Raw genomic sequence first — 20,959 nt, 5'->3', positions numbered from 1 at the left:
AGGGGAATGCGAATGGACGGAACTCACGCATCGTCGGGAACCAGCCTGCTTCTTGGCGCCATGAACCGCGGCGATCTCCTGTCGCCCGAATGCCCCTCGCGCGGCGTCCTTGAACGTCTCACGAGCCGTTGGGGTGTACTTGTCCTGATCGCCCTCGAAGGCGGGACACTGCGTTTCAGCGAGTTGCGCCGCAAGATCGGTGGCGTGAGCGAGCGAATGCTGGCGCAGACGCTCAAGCAACTTGAAGGTGACGGCCTGATCCTGCGTCGGGCACTCGACGTCGTGCCGCCGCATGTCTCGTATTCGCTGACACCGATGGGGCGCGAGGCAGCGGGCCATGTGCGCCGAATGACAGACTGGATCGAGATGAATATCGGCGCGATCATGTCGCACCGGTCGCGTCAGGATCCGTAAGGCGCCTCAGGCATCGAGGTCGATCCAGACCGGAACGTGGTCGGATGGCTTTTCGCCACCGCGCACGGCCTTGTCGATGGCAGCGGCCTGCAAAAGGTCGGCCGCTTGCGCACTGAGCAGAAGATGATCGATGCGGATGCCATTGTTGCGCTGCCAAGCGCCCGCCTGGAAATCCCAGAAGCTGTAATGCCCCGACCCCTGATCGCGGAGGCGGAAGGCTTCGGCATAGCCGAGGTTCAGGATGCGCCGGAAGGCGGCGCGGCTCTCTGGCAGGAACAGCGCGTCGGTTACCCAGGCCTCGGGCTTTGCGGCGTCGATCGGTTGCGGGATCACGTTGTAGTCGCCGGCGAGCACGACCGGATCCTCGGTGGTCAGCAACGCGGCGGCACGCTCGCGCATGCGGTCCATCCATGACAGCTTGTAGTCGTATTTCGGGCCCGGCGCCGGGTTGCCGTTCGGCAGGTAAAGCGAGGCAAAGCGGATGGCGCGGGCGCCAACCACCGTCGCTTCGATCCAGCGCGCCTGCTCGTCATCGGGGTCGCCAGGCAGGCCGCGGGTCACATCCTCGAGCGGCAGTTTCGACAGGATGGCTACGCCGTTAAACCCCTTTTGGCCGTGGGTTTCGACATGGTAGCCCATCCCTTCGAAATGCTCGCGGGGAAAGCCCTCGTCGACCGACTTTATTTCCTGCAGTCCCACGACATCCGGCTCTGCCGCCTTCAGCCAGTCACTCAGCGCCTCGATCCGGGCCTTGATGCCGTTGATGTTGAAGGTGGCGAGTTTCATGGGCGCGGGTCTCCGGCTGATGGGACCGTCTTAGCCCAAAACATCGGGACAAGGGAACCGCCAGAGGCGGCGCCCTGCGGCCTACATCGAGAAACTCGTCCCGCAGCCACAGGACGAGGTTGCGTTGGGGTTCTGAACCACGAACCGTGCACCGATCAGTTCCTCGGTAAAATCGATGACCGCATTCTCGAGGAAGGGGAGCGAGACGGAATCGACCAGCACTTTCACGCCATCCTTCTCGATCACCAGATCATCGGAAGTCGGATCGTCGAGCTTGATGTCATACTGAAAGCCCGAACAACCGCCGCCTTCCACCGCAACCCGCAAGGGCCGGGCATCGCCGGTCAATTCGGCGATCTCGGCCAGCCGGGCAAATGCCCGATCGGTAACCTTCGGTGGCAGGGTGAGCGTCAGCATGGCGAAAATCCGTAGGCATTTTCTTGAGTTGCGAATATAGGCTCGAAAAGCACGACCGACAAGAACAGGCCCTCCATGCTTGCGCCCTATGCCTGCCAGCCCGATGCCAGCCGTGGCCGCCTGTTTTCCGAACGCATGTCGACCTTTCGCTCGCCGTTCCAGCGCGACCGCGACCGGATCATCCACTCCTCGGCCTTCCGGCGGCTCAAACACAAGACACAGGTCTTCGTGGAACACGAGGGCGACTACTACCGTACCCGCCTGACCCATACGATCGAGGTGGCCCAGGTCGCCCGCACTATCGCCGGGGTGCTGAACCTCAACACCGACCTGGCTGAGGCGATCGCGCTGGCCCATGACCTGGGCCACACGCCCTTCGGCCATACCGGCGAGGACGCGATGGAGGCGCTGATGGCGCCCTATGGCGGTTTCGACCACAACGCGCAGGCGCTTCGCATCGTGACGAAGCTGGAACGTCACTACGCCGAATTCGACGGGCTGAACCTGACCTGGGAAACGCTCGAAGGTATCGCCAAGCACAACGGCCCGGTCGAGCCGCCCTACGCCTACGCGCTGGCCGAAGTGAATGCGGCCTGGGATCTGGAGCTGAACACCTATGCCAGCGCCGAGGCGCAGGTCGCGGCGATCGCCGATGACGTGGCCTATTCGCATCACGACCTGCATGACGGACTGCGCTCGGGCCTGTTCACCGAACTGGACCTGATGGAGCTTCCCGTCACCGGCCCAGCCTTTGCCGAGGTCGATGCGCTTTATCCCGGCCTTGACCCGATGCGGCGGCGGCATGAGGCGTTGCGGCGGGTGTTCGGACGGATGGTCGAGGATGTGATCGCAGTGGCCCGCAACCGCCTCGACGCTGCGCAGCCGAAATCGGTCGAGGAGATCCGGGCGATGGGCGCGACGGTGATCCGCTTCTCGAAACCGCTTTACCAGGAGCTGAAAGCGATCCGGTCTTTCCTGTTCACCCGCATGTATCGCGCGCCCTCGGTGATGGCCGAACGCGCCAAGGTGACCAAGGTGGTCAACGACCTCTTTCCGCTTTTCCTCAGGCAGCCCGAACTCCTGCCTGCCGAATGGCAGGCGGATGTGGCCCGGGCTGGGAGCGAGACCGAACTGGCCCGGACGGTGGCAGATTATGTGGCCGGGATGACGGACCGTTTTGCCTTGCAAGAACATTCAAGATTGTTTGGTGCTGACGGGGGCTGAAGCGTGGACGGTAACCTGTTGACGGCAGTTCAAATCATGGCGCTGATCGGGGTAACCGGTGTAAGCGCACAGTGGCTGGCCTGGCGGTTCAACATGCCCGCGATCGTGCTGATGCTGGTGACCGGGGTGCTGATCGGTCCCGGGCTGGACCTCTTCCGACCTGACCGGGACATTGGCAAGCTGCATGAGGCCATGGTCACACTTGCGGTCGCGATCATCATGTTCGAGGGCGGCCTGTCACTCCGTCTGAAGTCGCTTGCGGATGCGGCCATCGGGGTGCGGCGACTGATCTTTCCGGCGGCGCCGCTTGCCTGGCTCTTCTCGACGCTCGCGCTCCACTACGTGGCCGAACTGAGCTGGGCCTCTTCCTGCGTCTTCGGCGGGATCATGATCGTGACCGGCCCGACCGTCATCGCCCCGCTCCTGCGTCAGGCGCGGCTTGCGCGCCGGCCGGCGGCAATGCTGCAATGGGAGGCGATCGTCAACGACCCGCTCGGCGCAATGGCCGCGGTCCTGGCATTCTCCACGGTGATGGTCCTGCACTCGCGCTCGACCGCCTTCGAGTCCTTCGTCGAGGTGCTGGTCGGGATCAGTTTCGCGCTGCTTCTCGGCTTTCTCGTCGGACGCGCGATCGTTCTCACCTTCAAGCGGGGCATGGTGCCGGAATACATGAAGGTGCCGGTCATGTTCGTCACTGTCCTCGGCGTCTTTGCGTTGGCGGATTCGCTCCTGCACGAGGGCGGGCTTCTTGCCGTAACCGTGCTGGGCATGGTTATCGCCAATGCCGATCTGCCATCCTATCAGGAAATCCGGCGCTTCAAGGAACACGCGACGATCCTTCTGGTGACAGGGGTTTTCATCATCCTCGCGGCGGATCTGAACGTCGACGAACTGCGCCTGCTCGACGCGCGCGCTGTCGCCTTTGTCGCGGTTCTTGTGCTGGTAGCGCGACCGGCGGCTGTGCTCCTTTCGCTGATTGGCACGCCCATTCCGATGCGCGAACGCCTTCTCGTCGCCTTCACGGGCCCGCGCGGGGTTGTCCTGATGGCGGTGGCGGGGCTTTTTGGCACGTGGTTGGCCGATCTCGGTATCGAGGATGCGCACCGCATCGGCCCGCTAGCCTTTCTCGTCGTGTCCTCGACCGTCGTTCTGCACGGCTTCACCCTGTCCCCCCTTGCGCGACTTCTGGGTCTGCGGGTGGCAGAAACGCCGGGGGTGCTGATTGTCGGCGGATCGCCGTTCACCGCAGCCTTGGGCGAGGCCCTCGTCCGCGCAAATGTGCCGGTTCTCGTGACCGATCTGAACATGCGCAATCTCCTTCATCCGCGCCTGGCCGGGCTGAAGGTCTATTGCGGCCATGCGCTTGCAGAGGCGGCAGACCAGTCGCTTGAGATGACCGGCTTCGGCACCCTGATTGTCGCCTCGGACAACGATGCCTACAACACGCTGGTCGCCTCGGATCTCGCTCCGGAATTCGGACGCAACAACGTCTTCCAGGTCGCGCCTGAACGCGCCGACAGCCATCGCTACGCCCTGCCGAAAAGCCTCAGCGGGCGCAGCTTTGCCAGCCGTCTGACCTACGATGCGCTGTCCGAGATGATGGATAAGGGCGGCCGCGTGACCGTCACGCATTTCAAGCCCGAATTTCCCTTCGAGCGCTGGAGCGAGGCCCATCCCGACGCTGTTCCGATCGCAACCTGCGCACCGAACGGCCGGATCAGGGTGCTTCGCGACGGGCAGGCACCACACCTTGCGCCAGGGCATGCGCTGATTGCTCTGTTGCCCGCACGACCTGTCGTTGCCGCACCGGCGCCGCTCGCATCACCAACTCCGACCCGAGAGTCGGAAGGCGAGGGCGAGGCCGTTCCGACCTGACGTCGATAGGCTCAGCCGCGAAGCCAGGCGATGGCGTCCTCGCGCTGCGAACCGGGGAAATGCTTGGCGTCGACCCCCATGATGGTCTTGGCGAAAAACTCGCCGGCACTGGCAAAGGCCGCGTCGCTGACCAGCGCCAGCCTGGCGATCTTGTCATGGAAATCACGGATGATGCCGAGATGGGCATACATGGCGGCGATATCGGCATAACCCGGGAAGGCCTTGGCGTCGATCAGAAGCCCCTTCACCTCGTCGCCGTCCGCGACCATCCCCGACAGGGTCCCGCGAAGCTCTTCCATGTCGTCGTCGGTGAATGGCCCGGTGGGTGCAACGATCAGGATTCCATCCTTTTTCATCAGGCTCATGTCGATCATCGTTTCTGTCCTTCCCCGTTTCCCGCGCGGCACAGAGTGCTGCGGCGCGGGGCGTCTGGCAATCGTCCAGTTCCGACCTTGGCATTGACGCGCCGAAGCGGCTCTGGCACAGCCATTTTGATCATATGGGACGAGCCATGAACCTGTTTTCCGACATTCGCGCCCTTGTCGTCGGCGCGCTGGACGCAATGACCGCCGCGGGCGAACTGCCGGCCGGTCTCGATTTCTCTGCCGTCGCGGTCGAGCCTCCGCGTGATCCCGCGCATGGCGACATGGCGACCAATGCCGCGATGGTGCTGGCCAAGCCAGCCGGCCTGTCGCCTCGCGTCATTGCCGACAAGTTGGCGCCGCGACTGGCGAGCGATCCCCGGATCGCCTCGGCCGAAGTGGCGGGGCCGGGCTTTCTGAACCTGCGCCTCTCGCCGGCTGTCTGGCGCGGTCTCGTCCACGCGGTCCTGACCGAGGGTGCCGCCTATGGCCGGTCCGATCTGGGGCAGGGGACGAAGGTCAACGTCGAATTCGTCTCGGCCAACCCGACCGGTCCGATGCATGTGGGCCATGTAAGGGGGGCGGTGTTTGGCGACGCCCTGGCGCGGCTTCTGGATTTCGCCGGCCATCAGGTCACGCGGGAATACTACATCAACGACGGCGGGGCGCAGGTCGACGTCCTCGCCCGCTCTGCTTACGAGCGGTATCGCGAGGCGAACGGTCTGGAGCCGGACATCCGCGCCGGCCTCTATCCCGGCGACTATCTGATTCCGGTCGGCGAGGCGCTTAAGGCGAAATATGGCACCAGCCTGCTCGACAAGCCCGAGTCCGACTGGCTGGTCGACGTGCGCAATTTCGCGACCGGGATGATGATGCAGGTGATCCGCGAGGATCTGGCCGCGCTCGGCGTGACGATGGATGTCTATTCCAGCGAAAAGGCGTTGTACGGCACCGGCAAGATCGAAGCGGCGATTGACACGCTGCGCGGCATGGGCCTGATCTACGAAGGCGTCCTCGAGCCGCCGAAGGGCAAGACCCCGGACGATTGGGAACCCCGCGAACAGACGCTGTTCCGCTCGACCGCGCATGGCGACGACGTGGACCGGCCGGTCAAGAAATCGGACGGTTCCTGGACCTACTTCGCCCCGGACATCGCCTATCACTACGACAAGATCCAGCGCGGCTTCGACCTGCTGATCGACGTTCTTGGCGCAGATCATGGCGGCTACGTGAAGCGGATGAAGGCGGTGGTTGCGGCGCTGTCGAATGGCCGTGTGCCGCTCGACGTGAAGCTCATCCAGCTCGTCAAGCTGTTCAAGAACGGCGAGCCCTTCAAGATGTCGAAGCGGGCAGGGACCTTCGTCACCCTGCGCGACGTGGTCGAGCAGGCGGGTGCCGACGTGACCCGCTTCGTCATGCTGACCCGCAAGAACGACATGGCGCTCGACTTCGACTTCGACAAGGTGCTGGAGCAATCCAAAGACAACCCGGTCTTCTACGTGCAATATGCGAACGCCCGTGTGAATTCGGTGCTGCGCAAGGCTCGCGAAGCCGGGATCGCCTGCGATGACGCCACTCTGGCAGGGGTCGATCTGTCGCCGCTTTCCCATACGGCAGAGTTTGCTCTGGCCGGAAAGCTGGCGGAATGGCCGCGTCTGGTCGAGATCGCGGCGCGCAACAACGAACCGCACCGGGTCGCCTTCTATCTCTATGAGCTCGCCTCCGAGTTCCACGGATTGTGGAATCGCGGCAATGACGACCCAGATCTGCGCTTCATCCAGGAAGATTCCGCGAAAAGTCAGGCGAAAATCGGCCTCGCACGGGCCGTGGGCGTTGTGATTTCCAACGGTCTTGGTATTCTTGGTGTTACTCCGGTCGAGGAAATGCGCTGAGCAGCTAGGGCGCCCCGGCCGGTCAACAGGCAAGAGAGCCCGCGAAATTTGAAGGCGGGCCGGGCGGGGCAGACATGGCGATCTACTCGGAAGAGGATTATGGCGTCCCGGCGCATGAGGATTTGGCGCCGGGCCGGATGCAGTCATACGTCAACATTGCGGGGGCATTGACCTCGTTGGCGCTGGTGATCGGTCTCGGTGTCTGGGGCTACAAGCTTGCCGTCCGCGACGTCTCGGGCATCCCGGTTGTCCGCGCCATGGCTGGCCCGATGCGCATCGCCCCACAAGAGCCCGGGGGCGAGATTGCCGCTCATGTCGGGCTGTCCGTGAACGAGATCGCGGCCGAGGGCGGAGCAGCGCCCTTGCCCGAGAGGATGGTGCTGGCCCCCAAACCGCTTGACCTTGCCGCCGAAGATGCATCGGGCGAGATGCTCGCGGCCAAGGGCAGCGCAGCGCCAGCCGATGCGGCGACACCGGTTCTCGCCTCGCTGCCGCGCGCGCCGTCAACCGATGGATCTGTCGCGCCGCTGGTGCCACTGGTCCCGGTCGAGCAAGTCACCGAGACACCTGCAATCGACGAAGGCGCGCTGCCCGATGTCGAGACGACCGCCGCACCGGTCAACGACACCCCAACCGAGACAGACTCCGCCGTGGCGCTTGAAGACGCCGTGAACGGCGCTCTGGCCGAGGCTCTGGGTACGGTCGATACGGCTTCGGTCGCTGATACAAGCGGGGTCTCCGCATCCATCCGCCCGCAACGCCGTCCCGAGGGAGACGGATCAGCCGAAGCGGCATCAAACCAGCACGAAGCCGCGCAAGTCACCGCCGTTATCGACGTCGCTTCCATCACGCCGGGATCGCGCCTGGTTCAGCTTGGCGCCTTCGATGACGAAGCCGGTGCAAAGGCCGAATGGGTCAAGTTGCAGGAGCTTTTCGGTGATCTGATCGCGCCGAAGTCGATGGTGCTCCAGACCGCCACTGCAGGGGGGCGCACCTTTGTCCGGCTGCGTGCCTATGGGTTCGATGATGATGCCGATGCCCGCCGCTTCTGCGCGGCGCTGCTGGCCGAGAACGCCACCTGCATTCCCGTTGTCCAGCGCTGATGTCTCCGACTGGCGCCACGATACTCGGCTGCCTTGAACCGACAGTGTCGGCCGATGAGCGGGCGTTTTTTCGTGAGGCCAATCCCTGGGGTTTCATCCTGTTTGCCCGCAATGTCGAGGCTCCCGAGCAACTTCGTCGGCTGACCGGCGATCTGCGCGACGCCGTCGGGCGAGATGCCCCGATCTTTGTCGATCAGGAAGGCGGTCGGGTACAACGTCTGCGCGCGCCCCACTGGCGCGAATGGGCGCCACCGCTGGATACCGTCACTGCAGCGGGTCCCAATGCGCCACGGGTGATGAACCTGCGCTTCCAGCTGATCGCGGCAGAGCTGCGCGCGGTCGGTATCGACGGCGATTGCGCCCCGACGGCTGATCTGGCAACCGATGTTACGCACCCGTTCCTGAAAAACCGCTGTTATGGCAATGACGTGAACGGCGTAATTGAAGTTGCGCGTGAAGTCGCGAAGGGTCTCTTGGCAGGCGGTGTTCTGCCGGTGATGAAGCATATGCCTGGGCATGGCCGTGCCTCGCTCGACACCCATCACGAATTGCCACGCGTGACGGCCGAGGTCACCGAACTGGCCGCGACGGATTTCGCGGTCTTTCGGGCCCTGAGCGACCTGCCACTTGGCATGACCGCGCATATCGTCTTCTCGGCTCTCGATGACCGACCGTCCACGGCATCCGAGAAGATGGTGAAGATTATCCGGCAAGACATTGGTTTCGATGGGCTTCTGATGACGGATGACCTTTCGATGCAAGCCCTGTCCGGCACTCTGGGTGAACGCGCCGCGGCAGCACGGGCCGCAGGATGCGACATCATGCTTCACTGCAACGGCAAGCGGCCCGAGATGGAAGAGGTAGTTGCAGCCGCCGGCCGGCTCACAGACAGGGCCCAACGCCGCGCGTCGGCCGCTCTGGCCCTGCGGAAGGCGCCGGATCATGTTGACATCGCCGCGCTGGAGGCCGAACTTTCCGCCCTGATGGAGGGGCGGGGTACGGCTTGATGGCCAGCGACGACGATTGGGACTCTTCCGAGACGGTACTGCCGGTCGAGGCCAGATTGGCGGCCGAGGCGCTCATTGTCGATGTCGATGGCTTTGAGGGGCCTCTGGACCTTCTGCTGACCCTCTCGCGCACCCAGAAGGTCGATCTGCGCCGGATCTCAGTCCTGCAGCTTGCCGAGCAGTATCTAGGTTTCGTTAATCAGGCCAAGGCGTTGCGGATCGAACTTGCGGCAGACTATCTGGTCATGGCCGCCTGGCTCGCTTACCTGAAGTCCCGCCTTCTGCTGCCACCGGATCCGAGTGATGAAGGACCATCCGCCGAAGAACTGGCGGCGCATCTTGCCTTCCAGCTCGAACGGCTCGAGGCCATGCGCGAAGCCGCGGCGCGGCTGATGGCGCGCGATCAGAAGGGGCGCGACTTCTTTGGCCGCGGCATTCCCGAGGACGTGACTCGCATCCGCCGCATCAAGTACAGCGCGACGCTTCTCGACCTGATGCAAGCCTATGCCCGCATCCGGACCAAGGACGAATTCCGCCCCTTCGTCATGGATCGTGACCATGTGTTCACAATGGAGCAGGCGCTCGAAAGAATGCGCGGCCTCATCAGCTATTCCGGCATCTGGACCGACCTTGCCGCCTATCTTCCACCCGGCTGGGACACCAATCCGATGCGGCGGCGCTCCGTGACGGCAGCGCATTTTGCCGCCGTTCTGGAACTGGCCAAGGCCGGGCAGATCGAACTCCGCCAAGGCGAGACCTTCGCACCCATCCAGATACGCAAGAGGGGCGCATGAGCGACACGACCGAGCTGCAGGAAAAGAGCCTGTTCGAAGCGCCACCGATCGCCGAGCAGGAACGCATGGTGGAGGCGATCCTGTTCGCCACGGCCGAGCCGATGACGGTGGCCGACCTCTCCGCCCGCCTGCCTCACGGTTGCGACGCGGCCGAGGCCTTGGCCTATCTGCGCCGCCGCTACGAAGGGCGGGGCGTGCAGCTGGTTCGCGTGGGCGACGCCTGGGCCTTCCGGACCGCGCCCGACCTTGGCCACCTGATGCACAAGGAGACGGTCGAGCAGAAGAAGCTCAGCCGCGCCGCGATCGAGACCTTGGCCATCGTCGCCTATCACCAGCCCGTCACCCGCGCCGAGATCGAGGAAATCCGCGGCGTCGCCGTAAGCCGTGGCACCATCGACCAGCTCCTGGAACTCGACTGGATCCGCTTTGGCCGCCGCCGCATGACGCCTGGACGCCCCGTGACCTTCGTGGTGACGGAGACGTTCCTTGACCATTTCGGGCTGGAGAGCGCGCGCGACCTGCCGGGCATCAAGGAACTGCGGCAGGCGGGACTCCTCGACAGCCGGCCGCTCCCGGGGGCCGACAAGACGGATGATGAGGACGAGGCGACAACCGGACAATCGGAACTGTTCGAGGACTGACCCCTCAGTCCATCCGGAAATGCTTGGAGAGCTTCAGGCCCTGGCCCTGGTAGTTCGATTTCAGGTCCGCCCCGTAAAGCAGGTCCGGCACCTCGGCCATGCGCTCATAGACCAGCCGGCCCACGACCTGCCCATGCTCCAGCACGAAGGGGGCCTCGTGGCAGCGCACTTCCAGCACACCGCGTGAACCGGCGCCATGCGCTGCGCGGTGGCCGAATCCGGGGTCGAAGAAGCCGGCGTAGTGTACCCGGAACTCACCCGCCATGGCGAGGTAGGGCGCCATCTCGGCGGCATAGGCGGGCGGTATCGTCACAGCCTCGCGGCTGACAAGGATGTAGAAGGCGCCGGGATCAAGGATGATCTGGCCGCGATCGGTGTGGATCTCTTCCCAGAACTCGGCAGGGGGATAGACGCCGATCCTGTCGAGGTCGATCACCCCCGTATGCGGCTTTGCCCGGTAGCCAACGAGATCGCCCTTTTCGGGCCGCAGATCGACCGAGAAGCCAAGACCTTCCGAGATGACCGGTGTGCCGTCGACCAGCGGATCGCTGGCATGCAGCGCCATGAGCTCCGCATCGTCGAGCGCCGCATGGCCATTGCGGAATCGGATCTGGTTCAACCTCATGCCGGGTCGCACCAGAACCGAGAAGGACCGCGGACAGATCTCGGCCCAGAGCGGGCCGGTATAGCCCGCGGGGATGCGGTCAAACTCGACCCCGCCATCGGTGATCGCCCGCGTCAGAAGGTCCAGACGACCGGTTGAACTCTTCGCGTTGGCCACCGCCGAGACAGTTTCGGGCAGGGCAAGACCCTCCATAAGCGGCACGAGGTAAACGCAGCCCTTCTCGAGCACCGCTCCACGTGTCAGGTCGATCTCGTGCATGCCGAATTCGGTGATCCGTTCGGCGACAGTTCGCCCCTGGCCGGCAAGGAACGAGGCGCGCACGCGATGGGCCACGCTGCCAAGGCGCAGGTCGATCGAGGCAGGCTGGATCTGCGCAGGCAGGATGGGCGCTGTGGCCGTGATCTGGCCGGATTCGATCATCGCGCGCAGGGTTTGCGAGGGCAGGACGCCGCTGGTCAACACTTGGATCATACCCCCCGATATGGAACCGCCCGCACCCCTGGGGGCACGGGCGATTTCAAGATGGTCGGGCCGGTGAGATTCGAACTCACGACCTCCCGCCCCCCAGACGGACGCGCTAACCAGGCTGCGCTACGGCCCGACACGGGCGGATACATACCGATATTCCGGGCGGGGGCAAGCAGGAAAGCGAGAGCCAGAGGTCAGCCTTTCCGCGTGGGCGTTGCAGCGGCCTGACGCGCGCGCAGCGCTTCAAGACGACGCCCGAGTGCCGAGAATTCCGCGCTGTAGGGAGCGGCCATCGCCGGGGTCAGGCGGCGCAGCTCGGTCGCGATCCAGGCGCCGCGCGGCGTCTCGGCCGCATCCGCTGCATCGCCGCCATCCTCGGCCAGATCCGCGGTGTGCGGGGCAGGCACCTGAACGGGGGCAGGGGGCGCGGGAGGGGCGGCATTCGCCCACAGTGGAAGCTCTGGCGCTGCAGGCGTTTCATCCACTTCGGATTCGGCTTGTTCGACGAATTCGGCAATCAGTTCGGTAAGCTGCAGCGAAACCTCCACATCGAGCCGGTCTTCCGGCTCTGCCATTACGCTTTCCTCAACCTGGAATTCTTCCAGAGCCACCGCTTCGGAGTCGTCCACCAGTTCGTCAGGCTCTACAGCCGTCTCCGGGAATGCACTCGGTCCGTTATCCGCCGCTGCCGGCCTGTCTCCAGCCGCAGGCGCATCGCGGCCTGGCTCGGGGAAGGTCAACACCCGCGCGACTGGCGGTTCAACGGGAGTGGCGGCAACTGGCACCGCCTCGGCCACATTCGCCTCGCCGGCAAGCTGGGCATCGGCCATCGCCATCACGTGCCGGATGCCATGTTCACGCAGAACCTTCTGGACGCCCCGGATCGTCAGGCCATCTGTGTGCAGAAGCCGCTTGATCCCGGACAACAGGGCCACATCCGTCGGGCGATAATAGCGCCGTCCCCCGGCCCGTTTGACCGGTCGCACCTGTGGAAAGCGGCTTTCCCAGAACCGGAGCACATGTGGCGGCGTATCGAGAATCTCCGATACCTCGCTGATTGTGCGGAAAGCCTCGCGCGATTTCTCCATGTGGCCCTCCTTCCGGTCCGGTCAGTCAGCCGCCGCTGTGGCGGGGATCAGCGCTTGCTGCCGGCAGCAACGCGATCCTTCATCAGATGCGACGGGCGGAACGTCAGCACGCGTCGCGGGCTGATCGGAACTTCGTCGCCAGTCTTGGGATTGCGGCCGATCCGCGCCGACTTGTCGCGGACCGAAAACGTGCCAAAGGACGAGATCTTGACGGTTTCGCCCGATGCCAGAGCGTCGGACATGTGTTGCAGCACGGCTTCCACAAGCTGCGCGGATTCGTTCCGGCTAAGCCCGACTTCACGGAACACGGCCTCGCTCAGATCCATGCGCGTCAATGTACGTTCACTCATTCCGACCCCCCGGTTTTCGGGTCAGATTGCGGCGTTCGGAAACCCAAGTCAATATCAATGGCTTGTGGAGCCGAGTTGAGAGCGCTTACCAGCGCAGGACGACCGAACCCCAGGCGAGGCCGCCGCCGATCGCTTCCGTGACAATCAGGTCGCCCGGTTTGATCTGCCCGCGCTGCTTGCCGACCGACAATGCAAGGGGAATCGAGGCCGCTGATGTATTGCCGTGGTCCTGCACGGTGACCACCACACGATCCATCGGGACCTGCATCCGCTGAGCAGTAGCGCTGATGATCCGGAGGTTCGCCTGATGCGGCACAATCCAGTCGACGTCTCCGCTCGACAGCCCGGCCTTTTCCAGGGCGGTATGGGCGGTTTCGGCCAGTTTCTCAACGGCGTGGCGGAAAACCTCCTTGCCGGCCATGCGCAGATGCCCGGTCTTGCCGGTCGAAACGCCGCCATCGACGTAGAGGATGTCCTTGAAGCGGCCATCCGAATGCAGGTCCGAAGCGAGGATGCCCCGATCGGCGGCAGTGCCGGCGCCCTTGGCGGCTTCCAGAACCAGCGCCCCCGCGCCATCGCCGAACAGCACACAGGTGCCGCGATCCGTCCAGTCCATCAGCCGCGAGAAGGTTTCCGCCCCGATAACAAGGACCCGCCGCGCCTGGCCCGAAACGATCAGGGCCTGAGCCTGGGTCAAGGCGAAGACGAAGCCGGCACAGACCGCCTGCAGATCGAAAGCGAAGCCGCGCGTCATGCCAAGCTCGGCCTGAATCATGGTCGCCGCCGAGGGGAAGGTCAGGTCTGCGGTCGACGTCGCCACAAGGATCGCGTCGATGTCATCCGCGACCAGCCCGGCATCCGCCAGCGCCGCTCGGGCTGCCCGAGCCCCAAGATCCGAAGTCGTCTGGCCCTCCGCAGCAAAATGGCGCCGCTCGATTCCCGACCGGCTGCGAATCCATTCATCGCTGGTATCTATCGTCGCTTCGAATTCTGAGTTCGGAACCACTCGCTCGGGCAGATAATGCCCGACGCCCTTTACGACGGCGCGTATTGTCATTCAGCCTTACCGCTTGTGGCCCCATCCGAGGGGGCATCCTGCCCGGCCAGCACCGCCGATGCAACCCGTGCCGCCATACGTTCCTGAAAGCGGGATTCCGCGAGTTGGAACGCCAACTTGATAGCCGCCGAAACCCCGGTTGAGTCAGCTCCGCCGTGGGATTTCACCACAACGCCGTTCAACCCGAGGAATATCCCGCCGTTCACGCGGCGCGGGTCCATCCGTTTCTGCAACCGCTTGAGAGAATTGAGCGCCAGCAGCGCCGCGAACTTCGACAGGTATGTCGCGTTGAAGGCCTCGCGGAGGAAATCCGAAATCAGCCGAGCGGTCCCTTCGGCCGTCTTGAGCGCAACATTTCCGGTAAAGCCGTCGGTGACGATCACATCGACCCTGGCCGAGGGTATGTCGTTGCCTTCGACGAATCCGACAAAGTCGAATCCGCCCGCTTCGGCGACGCGGGGCATCATGTCATGGGCTGTCTTGAGTTCGGCCCGTCCCTTGTGCTCCTCGATGCCGACGTTCAGCAGGCCGATGCGCGGGCGTTCGAGTCCCAGGCCGTCACGGGCATAGGCGGCGCCCATGATGGCGAATTGCACGAGGTCACGCGGTTCGGCGCGGATATCCGCACCGGCATCCAGCATCACGTTGAAACCGCCAGGATTGCGCGAGGGCCAGAGGCAGGCGATGGCCGGGCGATCGACACCCGGCAGCTTGCGCAGGCGGATCATCGACAGGGCCATCAGCGCCCCGGTATTGCCGCAGGACACCGCCGCATGTGCCTCGCCGCTACGAACGCTGTCGATGCAGGACCACATCGAGGTGCCTTCGCCGTGGCGCATCACTTGGCTCGGCTTGTCGGTCATCGCGACGACACGCGGCGCGTGGCGAACTTCGCACCGACCCGACAGCTCCTTGTGGCGCGATGTCAGCCGCACGAGTTCTGCTTCGTCGCCATGGACGATGAAGCGGATGGCAGGATTCTTCTCGGCAGAATGCAGAATACCCGCGACAACAGCCGCGGGCCCGCGATCTCCGCCCATCGCATCGACCGAAATGACAACGGCTGCGCCGCCCGGTGCCTGCTTGTCGTTCTTATCCGACATGGCTCAGCGGCGCACGGAGGGAACGGCTTACGCCGCGTCCTCGTCCAGGTCCACTTCCTGCTTCAGCGCAACGACTTCGCGCGAGTCGTAGTGGCCGCAGGCGCTGCAGACGTGGTGCGGGCGCTTCAGCTCGCCACAGTTCGCGCATTCGGCCGGATTCGCCGCCACAAGGGCGTCATGCGCGCGGCGCATGTTGCGGCGCGAGCGGGTGGTACGGTTCTGAGGGACAGCCATGTCACAACCTCGGATAGTGGGGACTGGCCCCTGATTTACAGACTGGAACATCCTTAGCCCGGGTTTCGGACCCTGTCTCGGACATTCCTGCAAGCGAGGCGCGGAAAATAGCCGGATTCTGATCGGGCGCAAGCCCTTTCTGGTCCCTCAGCTTTCGCTCTCGGGTTCCGTTCCGTCACGCGGCTTTCCGTCCGGCTTGGTTCCGTCCGGCGCCTCTGCCGCGCGCAGTCGGTCTGCCAGAGAGGCGAGGCCGGCGAAGGGTTTCAGATCGGTCTCACGCAGGGGTTCAATTCCGGGGGCGGCATGGACGATTTCGCCGGCTTCGGCGCCTTCCGCTCGCGGATAGTCGGGCAGGGCCAGCGACAACGCCTCGATCATCACCTCGCCCGGATCGATCACGGAGCCAAGCGGCTCTTCGGTGTCGTCCTGCGGAATCTCGATCTCGTCGCCGTCGGGCAGCGTGAAGTCGGCCAGGTAGCGGCGGCGCACGGGCTCGGCGATCCGGGTCTCGACCGGGGCGAGGGTCACGACGCAGGCTTGCACGACCGATGCTTCCAGCCCACCTTCAAGTAGGAAGTCGTGCCGTCCGTCGGCGCGAATTTCCCCCTCGAACCGCAACTCGGAAATGGCAAGGATGCCGATCTCTGCAGCCAGGGCCTGCCGCTCGGCCTCGGAGGGGCGCAGAGCGAACCGCGTCGGTCGGCGCGGCGACAGCGCGGTGACGCGGTACGGGTGGGAGAGCGTAGAGGAACCGGTCACATCAATGATCCCGAAGGGCGAGAGTTGCATTATCCGGCGAGTGCTGCTGCCTAGGCCCGCGTTCCATTCTTGAACCGCGTCGCGACCTTCTGTAAGCCGGACTAGAGGTTCGGATACGCATCCGCAATCCGCAAGGCAAGAGGCCGCGCGCAGCGGTTCGCAGGGGCAGCAGGAGGCCGGGCATGGGATCGAGCGCTATCGCGGGGAACAGTCCCCACGTCAGGTTCGGCATGCGTCTGGCTCTTTTTGCCCTCGTTTGCACCATGGTCGCGGCCCTGTCCGCCTGCACGCCCATCTATCGCTATCACGGTTACGCCCCCACGGATCTGGAACTCAACTCGGTCGAGGTTGGCAAGGACACCCGCGAGACCGTCGAAGAGAAGATCGGCCATCCCTCGGCCGAAGGGCTTCTGAATGACGATGCCTGGTTCTTCGTCCAAAGCCGGTTCGAGCGGTCGGGCATCAAGCCGATGACGGAAGTCGACCGTCAGGTCGTCGTCATCAGCTTTGCAGAGGCTGGGACCGTCTCGAACATCGAGCGCTACGGCCTGCAGGATGGCAATGTCGTGGTCCTGTCCCGCCGCGTCACCGAATCCAACATCAAGGGCGTTAGCTTCATGCGTCAGCTGATGAACAGCATGGGCCGCATGAGCACTGACAGCATTCTCGGCGGTGGTAACGCACCGCCCTGATCGAAAAGGAGGCGCTGGCGCCTGACGCGCCAATCGCCTCCTGATCGGTCAGTCCTTCGGTGCGAAGGTCATGGCGACGCCGTTCATGCAGTAGCGCAAGCCGGTGGGCGCCGGGCCGTCCGGAAAGACATGGCCCAGATGGCCATCGCAGCGGGAGCAATGAACCTCTGTCCTGCGCATGAACCAGCTGCGGTCCTCGGTCGTCTCGACCGCAGTTTCAGAGATCGGCGCAAAGAAGCTTGGCCAGCCCGTGCCGCTGTCGAACTTGGTCGACTGATCGAAGAGCTCCGCCCCGCAGCCGGCGCAGCGGAACACCCCCGGCGCCTTCGGGAAGTTGTCATGGGTGAAGGCGCGCTCGGTTCCGTGCTTGCGCAGGACCTTGTAGGCCAGATCGTCCAGTTCGGCCCGCCACTCTTCATCCGATTTCACGATCTTTTCCATCCATTCCCTCCGTTACGGGCCAGGCTTCGCAACCTTGTCACGTGACCAGATTACTCTTCCCGTGTTATCTAGGCGGTCCCTGGCGGGCCGCAAGCCGCGTCATTCGGCAGGAGGCGCCGATGCTGACACTTCGCAAGGGACGCTATCACGCGCGTCTGGCCTCGGGAGAGGCCGATCTGCGCCGGGCACAGCAATTGCGCTATCTGACCTTCCGTGCGCGCAACGCCGTCCAGGCCGAGGGTCTGGATGCCGATGAATTCGACGCGGTCTGCCAGCACATGCTGGTGGAGGAGGCGCGCAGCGGCACACTCGTCTGCTGCTTCCGGCTGATGCCGCTGGCGGGCGGGGCCGAGATCGGACGAAGCTATTCCGCACAGTATTACAACCTCTCGGCGCTGTCGGATTTCGACGGACCGATGGTCGAGATGGGCCGCTTCTGCATCCATCCAGACTGGAAGGACCCCGACATCCTGCGGGTGGCCTGGGGCGCAATGACGCGCTTTGTCGACGAAACCGGGGTGGAAATGCTGTTCGGCTGCTCGTCCTTCCGCGGAACCGAGGCCGAGGCCTATCTCGACGCCTTCGCCATGCTGAAGGAGGCGCATCTGGCGCCGAAGCGCTGGCTGCCCCGTGTCAAGGCGCCGAACGTGTTCCGATTTGCCCGGGCGCTGAAGCGGCTGAAGCCGGATGCGAAACGGGCAATGCAGGCGATGCCGCCGTTGCTGCGCACCTATCTGCTGATGGGGGGCTGGGTCAGCGATCACGCCGTTGTCGACCGCGACCTCGACACGCTGCATGTCTTTACCGGGCTCGAGATCCGCGCCATTCCGCCAGCGCGGGCGCGCTTGCTTCGCGGCGTGGCCGGATAGGCGATTTTTCTGCGAAAAATCCGAGATATATGCCGACCAGCGCCGGAATTTTCGCAGAAAATTCGTACGTCGTCCGGCCGCCGCGCCGTTGACCTTTCGCGCCCCGCCGATTAGCTCCGCGCCATCATGGCGCGCGCACCCCTTCTTCAACTCAACGGCATCTCGCTGACCTTCGGCGGCAATCCGGTCTTTGATGACCTGTCTCTCGTCGTTCAGCCCGGAGACCGTGTGGCGCTGGTGGGCCGAAACGGCTCCGGCAAATCGACACTGATGAAGGTCATGGCGGGGCTCGTTGAACCGGACAAGGGCGAGCGCGTCGTCCCGGCCGGCGTGACTGTCGGCTACATGGAACAGGATCCCGACCTGTCCGGCTACGCCACGCTCGGCGATTACGCTGCGAGTGGGTTGCCCGAGGGCGAGGCCTACCGCGTCGCCATGGCGGCCGAAGGGCTGAAGTTCCGCCCCGAAACCCCGGTGGCCCAGGCCTCGGGCGGAGAGCGGCGCCGCGCGGCGCTGGCCAAGCTCATGGCGGAAGCGCCGGAACTGATGCTGCTCGACGAGCCGACGAACCATCTCGATATCGAGGCGATCGAGTGGCTCGAGGCCCAACTCAAGGCTGCGCGCTCGGCCTATGTGCTCATCAGCCACGACCGCGCGTTCCTCCGGGCCCTGACCCGCGCGACGCTCTGGATCGACCGGGGCGAGGTCCGGCGCCGCGAGGCGGGGTTCGACGGGTTCGAGGACTGGCGCGAGACCATCTGGGCCGAGGAGGACGAGGCGCGCCACAAACTCGACCGCAAGATCAAGGCCGAGGCGAAATGGGCGGTCGAAGGCATCAGCGCCCGGCGCAAGCGGAACATGGGCAGGGTTCGGGCGCTACAGGCGATGCGGGCTGAACGCGCGGCCCAAATCCGTCGGCAGGGCACGGCGGCGCTTGAGCTTGAAAGCGGTCCCGTCTCCGGCAAACGGGTGATCGAGGCCAAGGCGCTGACAAAGCGCTTCGGAGACAAGCTTATCGTGAAGGATTTCGACCTGCGCGTCCTGCGCGGCGATCGGGTGGCGTTCGTCGGGCCGAACGGCATCGGGAAGACCACGCTTCTCAAGATGCTGACCGGCGAGGTTGCGCCGGATGCCGGCACTGTCATGCTTGGCACCAATCTCGCCGTCGCGGTCTTCGACCAGACGCGCGCGCAACTCGATCCCGAGGCAACACTCTGGGACAGCCTGACCGGCGATCCGGCGATGCGGGTCTCGGGATCTTCCGATCAGGTCATGGTGCGCGGCACCGCGCGGCATGTGGTGGGCTATCTCAAGGACTTCCTGTTCGACGAACGCCAGGCGCGCGCACCGGTTCGCTCGCTCTCTGGCGGCGAGAAGGCGCGTCTCTTGCTGGCGCGGATCATGGCCAGGGAATCGAATCTTCTGATCCTCGACGAGCCGACCAACGATCTGGATGTCGAGACGCTGGACGTCCTGCAGGACATCCTCGGCGACTATGACGGCACGGTCCTGCTGGTGAGCCATGACCGGGATTTCATCGACCGCGTCGCGACCTCGACCGTGGCGCTGGAAGGTAAGGGCAGGGCGACGGTCTATCCTGGCGGCTGGTCGGACTACGCAGCGCAACGGCCGGAGCCTGAGCAGGAAATCCGCGTGGAAACAACGCGATCCGCCCCGGAGTCGAAGCCGGATGTGAAGAAGCCCTCCGACACCCTGACCTTTACCGAACGCAAGCGGCTTGAAGATCTGCCGCGTGTGATCGAGCGGCTCGTCGCTGAGATCGAGAAGCTCAACGAATTCCTGTCGGCCGAAGGGCTTTATCAGCGCGAGCCTGCGAAATTCGCCAAGGCCAGCGAGGCGCTGGCCGAGCGCCAGTCCGTCCTGATGGCGGCGGAAGAGGAATGGCTTCTTCTGGAAGCTAAATCAGAAAACTGAGATCGGCTGATACTCGCCGACCAAGCCGGTCCGGATCGGCCAAATTGTACCGATTGGTTCACTTGGCCGTGAGCTGCCCTTACGGCTGGCCCGAAACACCTCCATCTCCTTCGTGCACGGGCGCCGCATGCGACCCGGCATCTGCGGAACTGCGCGAGAAGCGCGCCGCACGAGAGAGACAGGAGTAAAGATCATGAAACGTATAGCAGCCCTTGCCGTGGGTTCAGCGCTTTTGGCGCCGCTTGCTGCCAATGCAGGTGGTGTAAGCCAGCCGGTTCCCGAGCCGGTCGTCGCCGCCCCGGTGGTGCAGGTTACGCCCGCAGCGAACTGGACCGGCTTCTATGGCGGTGTCTCGCTAGGCTATGGTGACGTCAACACCGACACCAATATTGCCAACGGCAGTGGCGTGATCGGCGGCGTCCTTGGTGGTTACCGCTATGATTTCGGCAATTGGGTCGCGGGCGCCGAAGCGGATTACGACTGGTCGAACGCCGACCTCGGCGATACCGGCAATTCGAGCCTGGACGCGATCTACCGCTTCAAGTTGCAGGCCGGCGTTCCGGTCGCCAACGGCCGGGCCCTGGTCTATGGCACGGCAGGTATCGCCCGCGCCAACACCACGATCAATGGCGATGGCGTCAGCAGCAACGGCTGGGTCGCCGGTATCGGTACCGACTATGCCCTGACCGACAAATGGATCCTCGGCGGCGAAGTTCTGTGGAACCAGTTCAACGACTTCGGCAATGCCGGCGTCGATGGCGATGTCATGACCATCAAGGCGCGGCTCGCTTACCGGTTCTGATCTTCCCCCCGGGTCGGAACC

23 protein-coding genes and 1 tRNA gene are annotated in these 20,959 nt (G+C 64.4%); 12 read left to right on the top strand and 12 right to left on the bottom strand.

The window, feature by feature from the left end:
• The first annotated feature begins 12 nt into the window (after positions 1 to 12).
• Entirely contained in the window at positions 13 to 414 is a 402-nt protein-coding gene (locus L0V05_RS14745) for a winged helix-turn-helix transcriptional regulator (protein WP_234871727.1), read from the top strand.
• A gap of 6 nt (positions 415 to 420) precedes the next feature.
• Here the strand turns inward: L0V05_RS14745 and xth are convergent, their stop codons facing one another.
• Together xth and erpA are read right to left on the bottom strand one after the other, a co-directional pair.
• Positions 421 to 1,200, bottom strand: a complete 780-nt coding sequence (xth, locus tag L0V05_RS14740) for an exodeoxyribonuclease III (RefSeq protein ID WP_234871726.1) — start codon at positions 1,198 to 1,200, stop codon at positions 421 to 423.
• An 81-nt stretch (positions 1,201 to 1,281) separates the two neighbouring features.
• Positions 1,282 to 1,617 carry an iron-sulfur cluster insertion protein ErpA gene (gene erpA, locus L0V05_RS14735; RefSeq protein ID WP_234871725.1) on the bottom strand — a complete coding sequence of 112 codons (336 nt, stop codon included), beginning with the start codon at positions 1,615 to 1,617 and terminating at the stop codon, positions 1,282 to 1,284.
• Positions 1,618 to 1,692: 75 nt separating this feature from the next.
• On the opposite strand from erpA, the gene L0V05_RS14730 reads away from it, so the two are divergent.
• Both L0V05_RS14730 and L0V05_RS14725 read left to right on the top strand, forming a co-directional pair.
• On the top strand, positions 1,693 to 2,841 hold the full coding sequence (locus tag L0V05_RS14730) for a deoxyguanosinetriphosphate triphosphohydrolase (protein WP_234871724.1): 1,149 nt from the start codon (positions 1,693 to 1,695) through the stop codon (positions 2,839 to 2,841).
• Between the two features lie 18 nt (positions 2,842 to 2,859).
• Positions 2,860 to 4,716 (top strand): cation:proton antiporter, encoded by a 1,857-nt coding sequence (locus L0V05_RS14725; protein WP_234871723.1) that lies wholly within the window; start codon positions 2,860 to 2,862, stop codon positions 4,714 to 4,716.
• Between the two features lie 11 nt (positions 4,717 to 4,727).
• On the opposite strand, the gene L0V05_RS14720 is transcribed toward L0V05_RS14725, so the two are convergent.
• Positions 4,728 to 5,090 carry a SpoIIAA family protein gene (locus L0V05_RS14720; RefSeq protein ID WP_234871722.1) on the bottom strand — a complete coding sequence of 121 codons (363 nt, stop codon included), beginning with the start codon at positions 5,088 to 5,090 and terminating at the stop codon, positions 4,728 to 4,730.
• Positions 5,091 to 5,227: 137 nt separating this feature from the next.
• On the opposite strand from L0V05_RS14720, the gene argS reads away from it, so the two are divergent.
• The 5 genes from argS (at position 5,228) to scpB (ending at position 10,515) form a co-directional block, all read left to right on the top strand.
• Positions 5,228 to 6,970 (top strand): arginine--tRNA ligase, encoded by a 1,743-nt coding sequence (gene argS / locus L0V05_RS14715; RefSeq protein ID WP_234871721.1) that lies wholly within the window; start codon positions 5,228 to 5,230, stop codon positions 6,968 to 6,970.
• Positions 6,971 to 7,044: 74 nt separating this feature from the next.
• Positions 7,045 to 8,073, top strand: a complete 1,029-nt coding sequence (locus L0V05_RS14710; protein WP_234871720.1) for an SPOR domain-containing protein — start codon at positions 7,045 to 7,047, stop codon at positions 8,071 to 8,073.
• Positions 8,073 to 9,080: a glycoside hydrolase family 3 N-terminal domain-containing protein gene (locus tag L0V05_RS14705; protein WP_234871719.1), complete on the top strand. Its 1,008-nt coding sequence runs from the start codon at positions 8,073 to 8,075 to the stop codon at positions 9,078 to 9,080. Before L0V05_RS14710 ends, L0V05_RS14705 begins: the two co-directional genes overlap by 1 nt.
• Positions 9,080 to 9,874 carry a segregation and condensation protein A gene (locus L0V05_RS14700; protein ID WP_234871717.1) on the top strand — a complete coding sequence of 265 codons (795 nt, stop codon included), beginning with the start codon at positions 9,080 to 9,082 and terminating at the stop codon, positions 9,872 to 9,874. The genes L0V05_RS14705 and L0V05_RS14700 overlap by 1 nt, the downstream gene beginning before the upstream one ends.
• Entirely contained in the window at positions 9,871 to 10,515 is a 645-nt protein-coding gene (gene scpB, locus L0V05_RS14695) for an SMC-Scp complex subunit ScpB (RefSeq protein ID WP_234871715.1), read from the top strand. The genes L0V05_RS14700 and scpB overlap by 4 nt, the downstream gene beginning before the upstream one ends.
• A gap of 4 nt (positions 10,516 to 10,519) precedes the next feature.
• Here the strand turns inward: scpB and L0V05_RS14690 are convergent, their stop codons facing one another.
• From L0V05_RS14690 to L0V05_RS14655, 8 genes are all read right to left on the bottom strand, one after another.
• A complete protein-coding gene (locus tag L0V05_RS14690) occupies positions 10,520 to 11,599 on the bottom strand; it encodes a 2'-deoxycytidine 5'-triphosphate deaminase (protein WP_234871713.1) in 1,080 nt (359 codons plus the stop codon).
• Between the two features lie 64 nt (positions 11,600 to 11,663).
• Positions 11,664 to 11,741: transfer RNA gene (locus tag L0V05_RS14685), tRNA-Pro, on the bottom strand.
• A 61-nt stretch (positions 11,742 to 11,802) separates the two neighbouring features.
• The gene (locus tag L0V05_RS14680) at positions 11,803 to 12,696 is read right to left on the bottom strand and encodes a MerR family transcriptional regulator (protein WP_234871711.1); all 894 of its coding nucleotides are present in this window, start codon (positions 12,694 to 12,696) and stop codon (positions 11,803 to 11,805) included.
• 47 nt (positions 12,697 to 12,743) lie between these two features.
• Positions 12,744 to 13,046, bottom strand: coding sequence for an integration host factor subunit alpha (gene ihfA, locus L0V05_RS14675; protein ID WP_234871709.1), 303 nt, complete (start codon positions 13,044 to 13,046; stop codon positions 12,744 to 12,746).
• A gap of 85 nt (positions 13,047 to 13,131) precedes the next feature.
• Complete coding sequence (locus L0V05_RS14670; protein ID WP_234871707.1) at positions 13,132 to 14,103, bottom strand: beta-ketoacyl-ACP synthase III; 972 nt, start codon at positions 14,101 to 14,103, stop codon at positions 13,132 to 13,134.
• The gene (gene plsX / locus L0V05_RS14665) at positions 14,100 to 15,206 is read right to left on the bottom strand and encodes a phosphate acyltransferase PlsX (protein ID WP_234871705.1); all 1,107 of its coding nucleotides are present in this window, start codon (positions 15,204 to 15,206) and stop codon (positions 14,100 to 14,102) included. The genes L0V05_RS14670 and plsX overlap by 4 nt, the downstream gene beginning before the upstream one ends.
• Before the next feature lie 27 nt (positions 15,207 to 15,233).
• Complete coding sequence (rpmF, locus tag L0V05_RS14660) at positions 15,234 to 15,440, bottom strand: 50S ribosomal protein L32 (protein WP_234871703.1); 207 nt, start codon at positions 15,438 to 15,440, stop codon at positions 15,234 to 15,236.
• Between the two features lie 147 nt (positions 15,441 to 15,587).
• A complete protein-coding gene (locus tag L0V05_RS14655; RefSeq protein WP_234871701.1) occupies positions 15,588 to 16,229 on the bottom strand; it encodes a YceD family protein in 642 nt (213 codons plus the stop codon).
• Between the two features lie 152 nt (positions 16,230 to 16,381).
• Between L0V05_RS14655 and L0V05_RS14650 the strand changes: the two genes are divergently transcribed.
• The gene (locus L0V05_RS14650) at positions 16,382 to 16,891 is read left to right on the top strand and encodes an outer membrane protein assembly factor BamE (RefSeq protein ID WP_234871699.1); all 510 of its coding nucleotides are present in this window, start codon (positions 16,382 to 16,384) and stop codon (positions 16,889 to 16,891) included.
• Between the two features lie 48 nt (positions 16,892 to 16,939).
• Here L0V05_RS14650 and msrB read toward each other — a convergent pair whose 3' ends face one another.
• The gene (gene msrB / locus L0V05_RS14645) at positions 16,940 to 17,332 is read right to left on the bottom strand and encodes a peptide-methionine (R)-S-oxide reductase MsrB (RefSeq protein ID WP_234871697.1); all 393 of its coding nucleotides are present in this window, start codon (positions 17,330 to 17,332) and stop codon (positions 16,940 to 16,942) included.
• A 119-nt stretch (positions 17,333 to 17,451) separates the two neighbouring features.
• Between msrB and L0V05_RS14640 the strand changes: the two genes are divergently transcribed.
• From L0V05_RS14640 to L0V05_RS14630, 3 genes are all read left to right on the top strand, one after another.
• Positions 17,452 to 18,201, top strand: coding sequence for a GNAT family N-acetyltransferase (locus tag L0V05_RS14640; protein ID WP_234871695.1), 750 nt, complete (start codon positions 17,452 to 17,454; stop codon positions 18,199 to 18,201).
• 126 nt (positions 18,202 to 18,327) lie between these two features.
• Positions 18,328 to 20,136, top strand: coding sequence for an ABC-F family ATP-binding cassette domain-containing protein (locus L0V05_RS14635; protein WP_234871693.1), 1,809 nt, complete (start codon positions 18,328 to 18,330; stop codon positions 20,134 to 20,136).
• A gap of 193 nt (positions 20,137 to 20,329) precedes the next feature.
• Positions 20,330 to 20,938, top strand: coding sequence for an outer membrane protein (locus L0V05_RS14630; protein ID WP_234871691.1), 609 nt, complete (start codon positions 20,330 to 20,332; stop codon positions 20,936 to 20,938).
• Positions 20,939 to 20,959 lie beyond the last annotated feature (21 nt).

Origin of the sequence: Alitabrizicola rongguiensis, from assembly GCF_021491355.1 — a bacterium.
In the GTDB taxonomy this organism is placed as follows: domain Bacteria; phylum Pseudomonadota; class Alphaproteobacteria; order Rhodobacterales; family Rhodobacteraceae; genus Aliitabrizicola; species Aliitabrizicola rongguiensis.
This window is presented reverse-complemented; position numbering and strand designations above follow the sequence as displayed.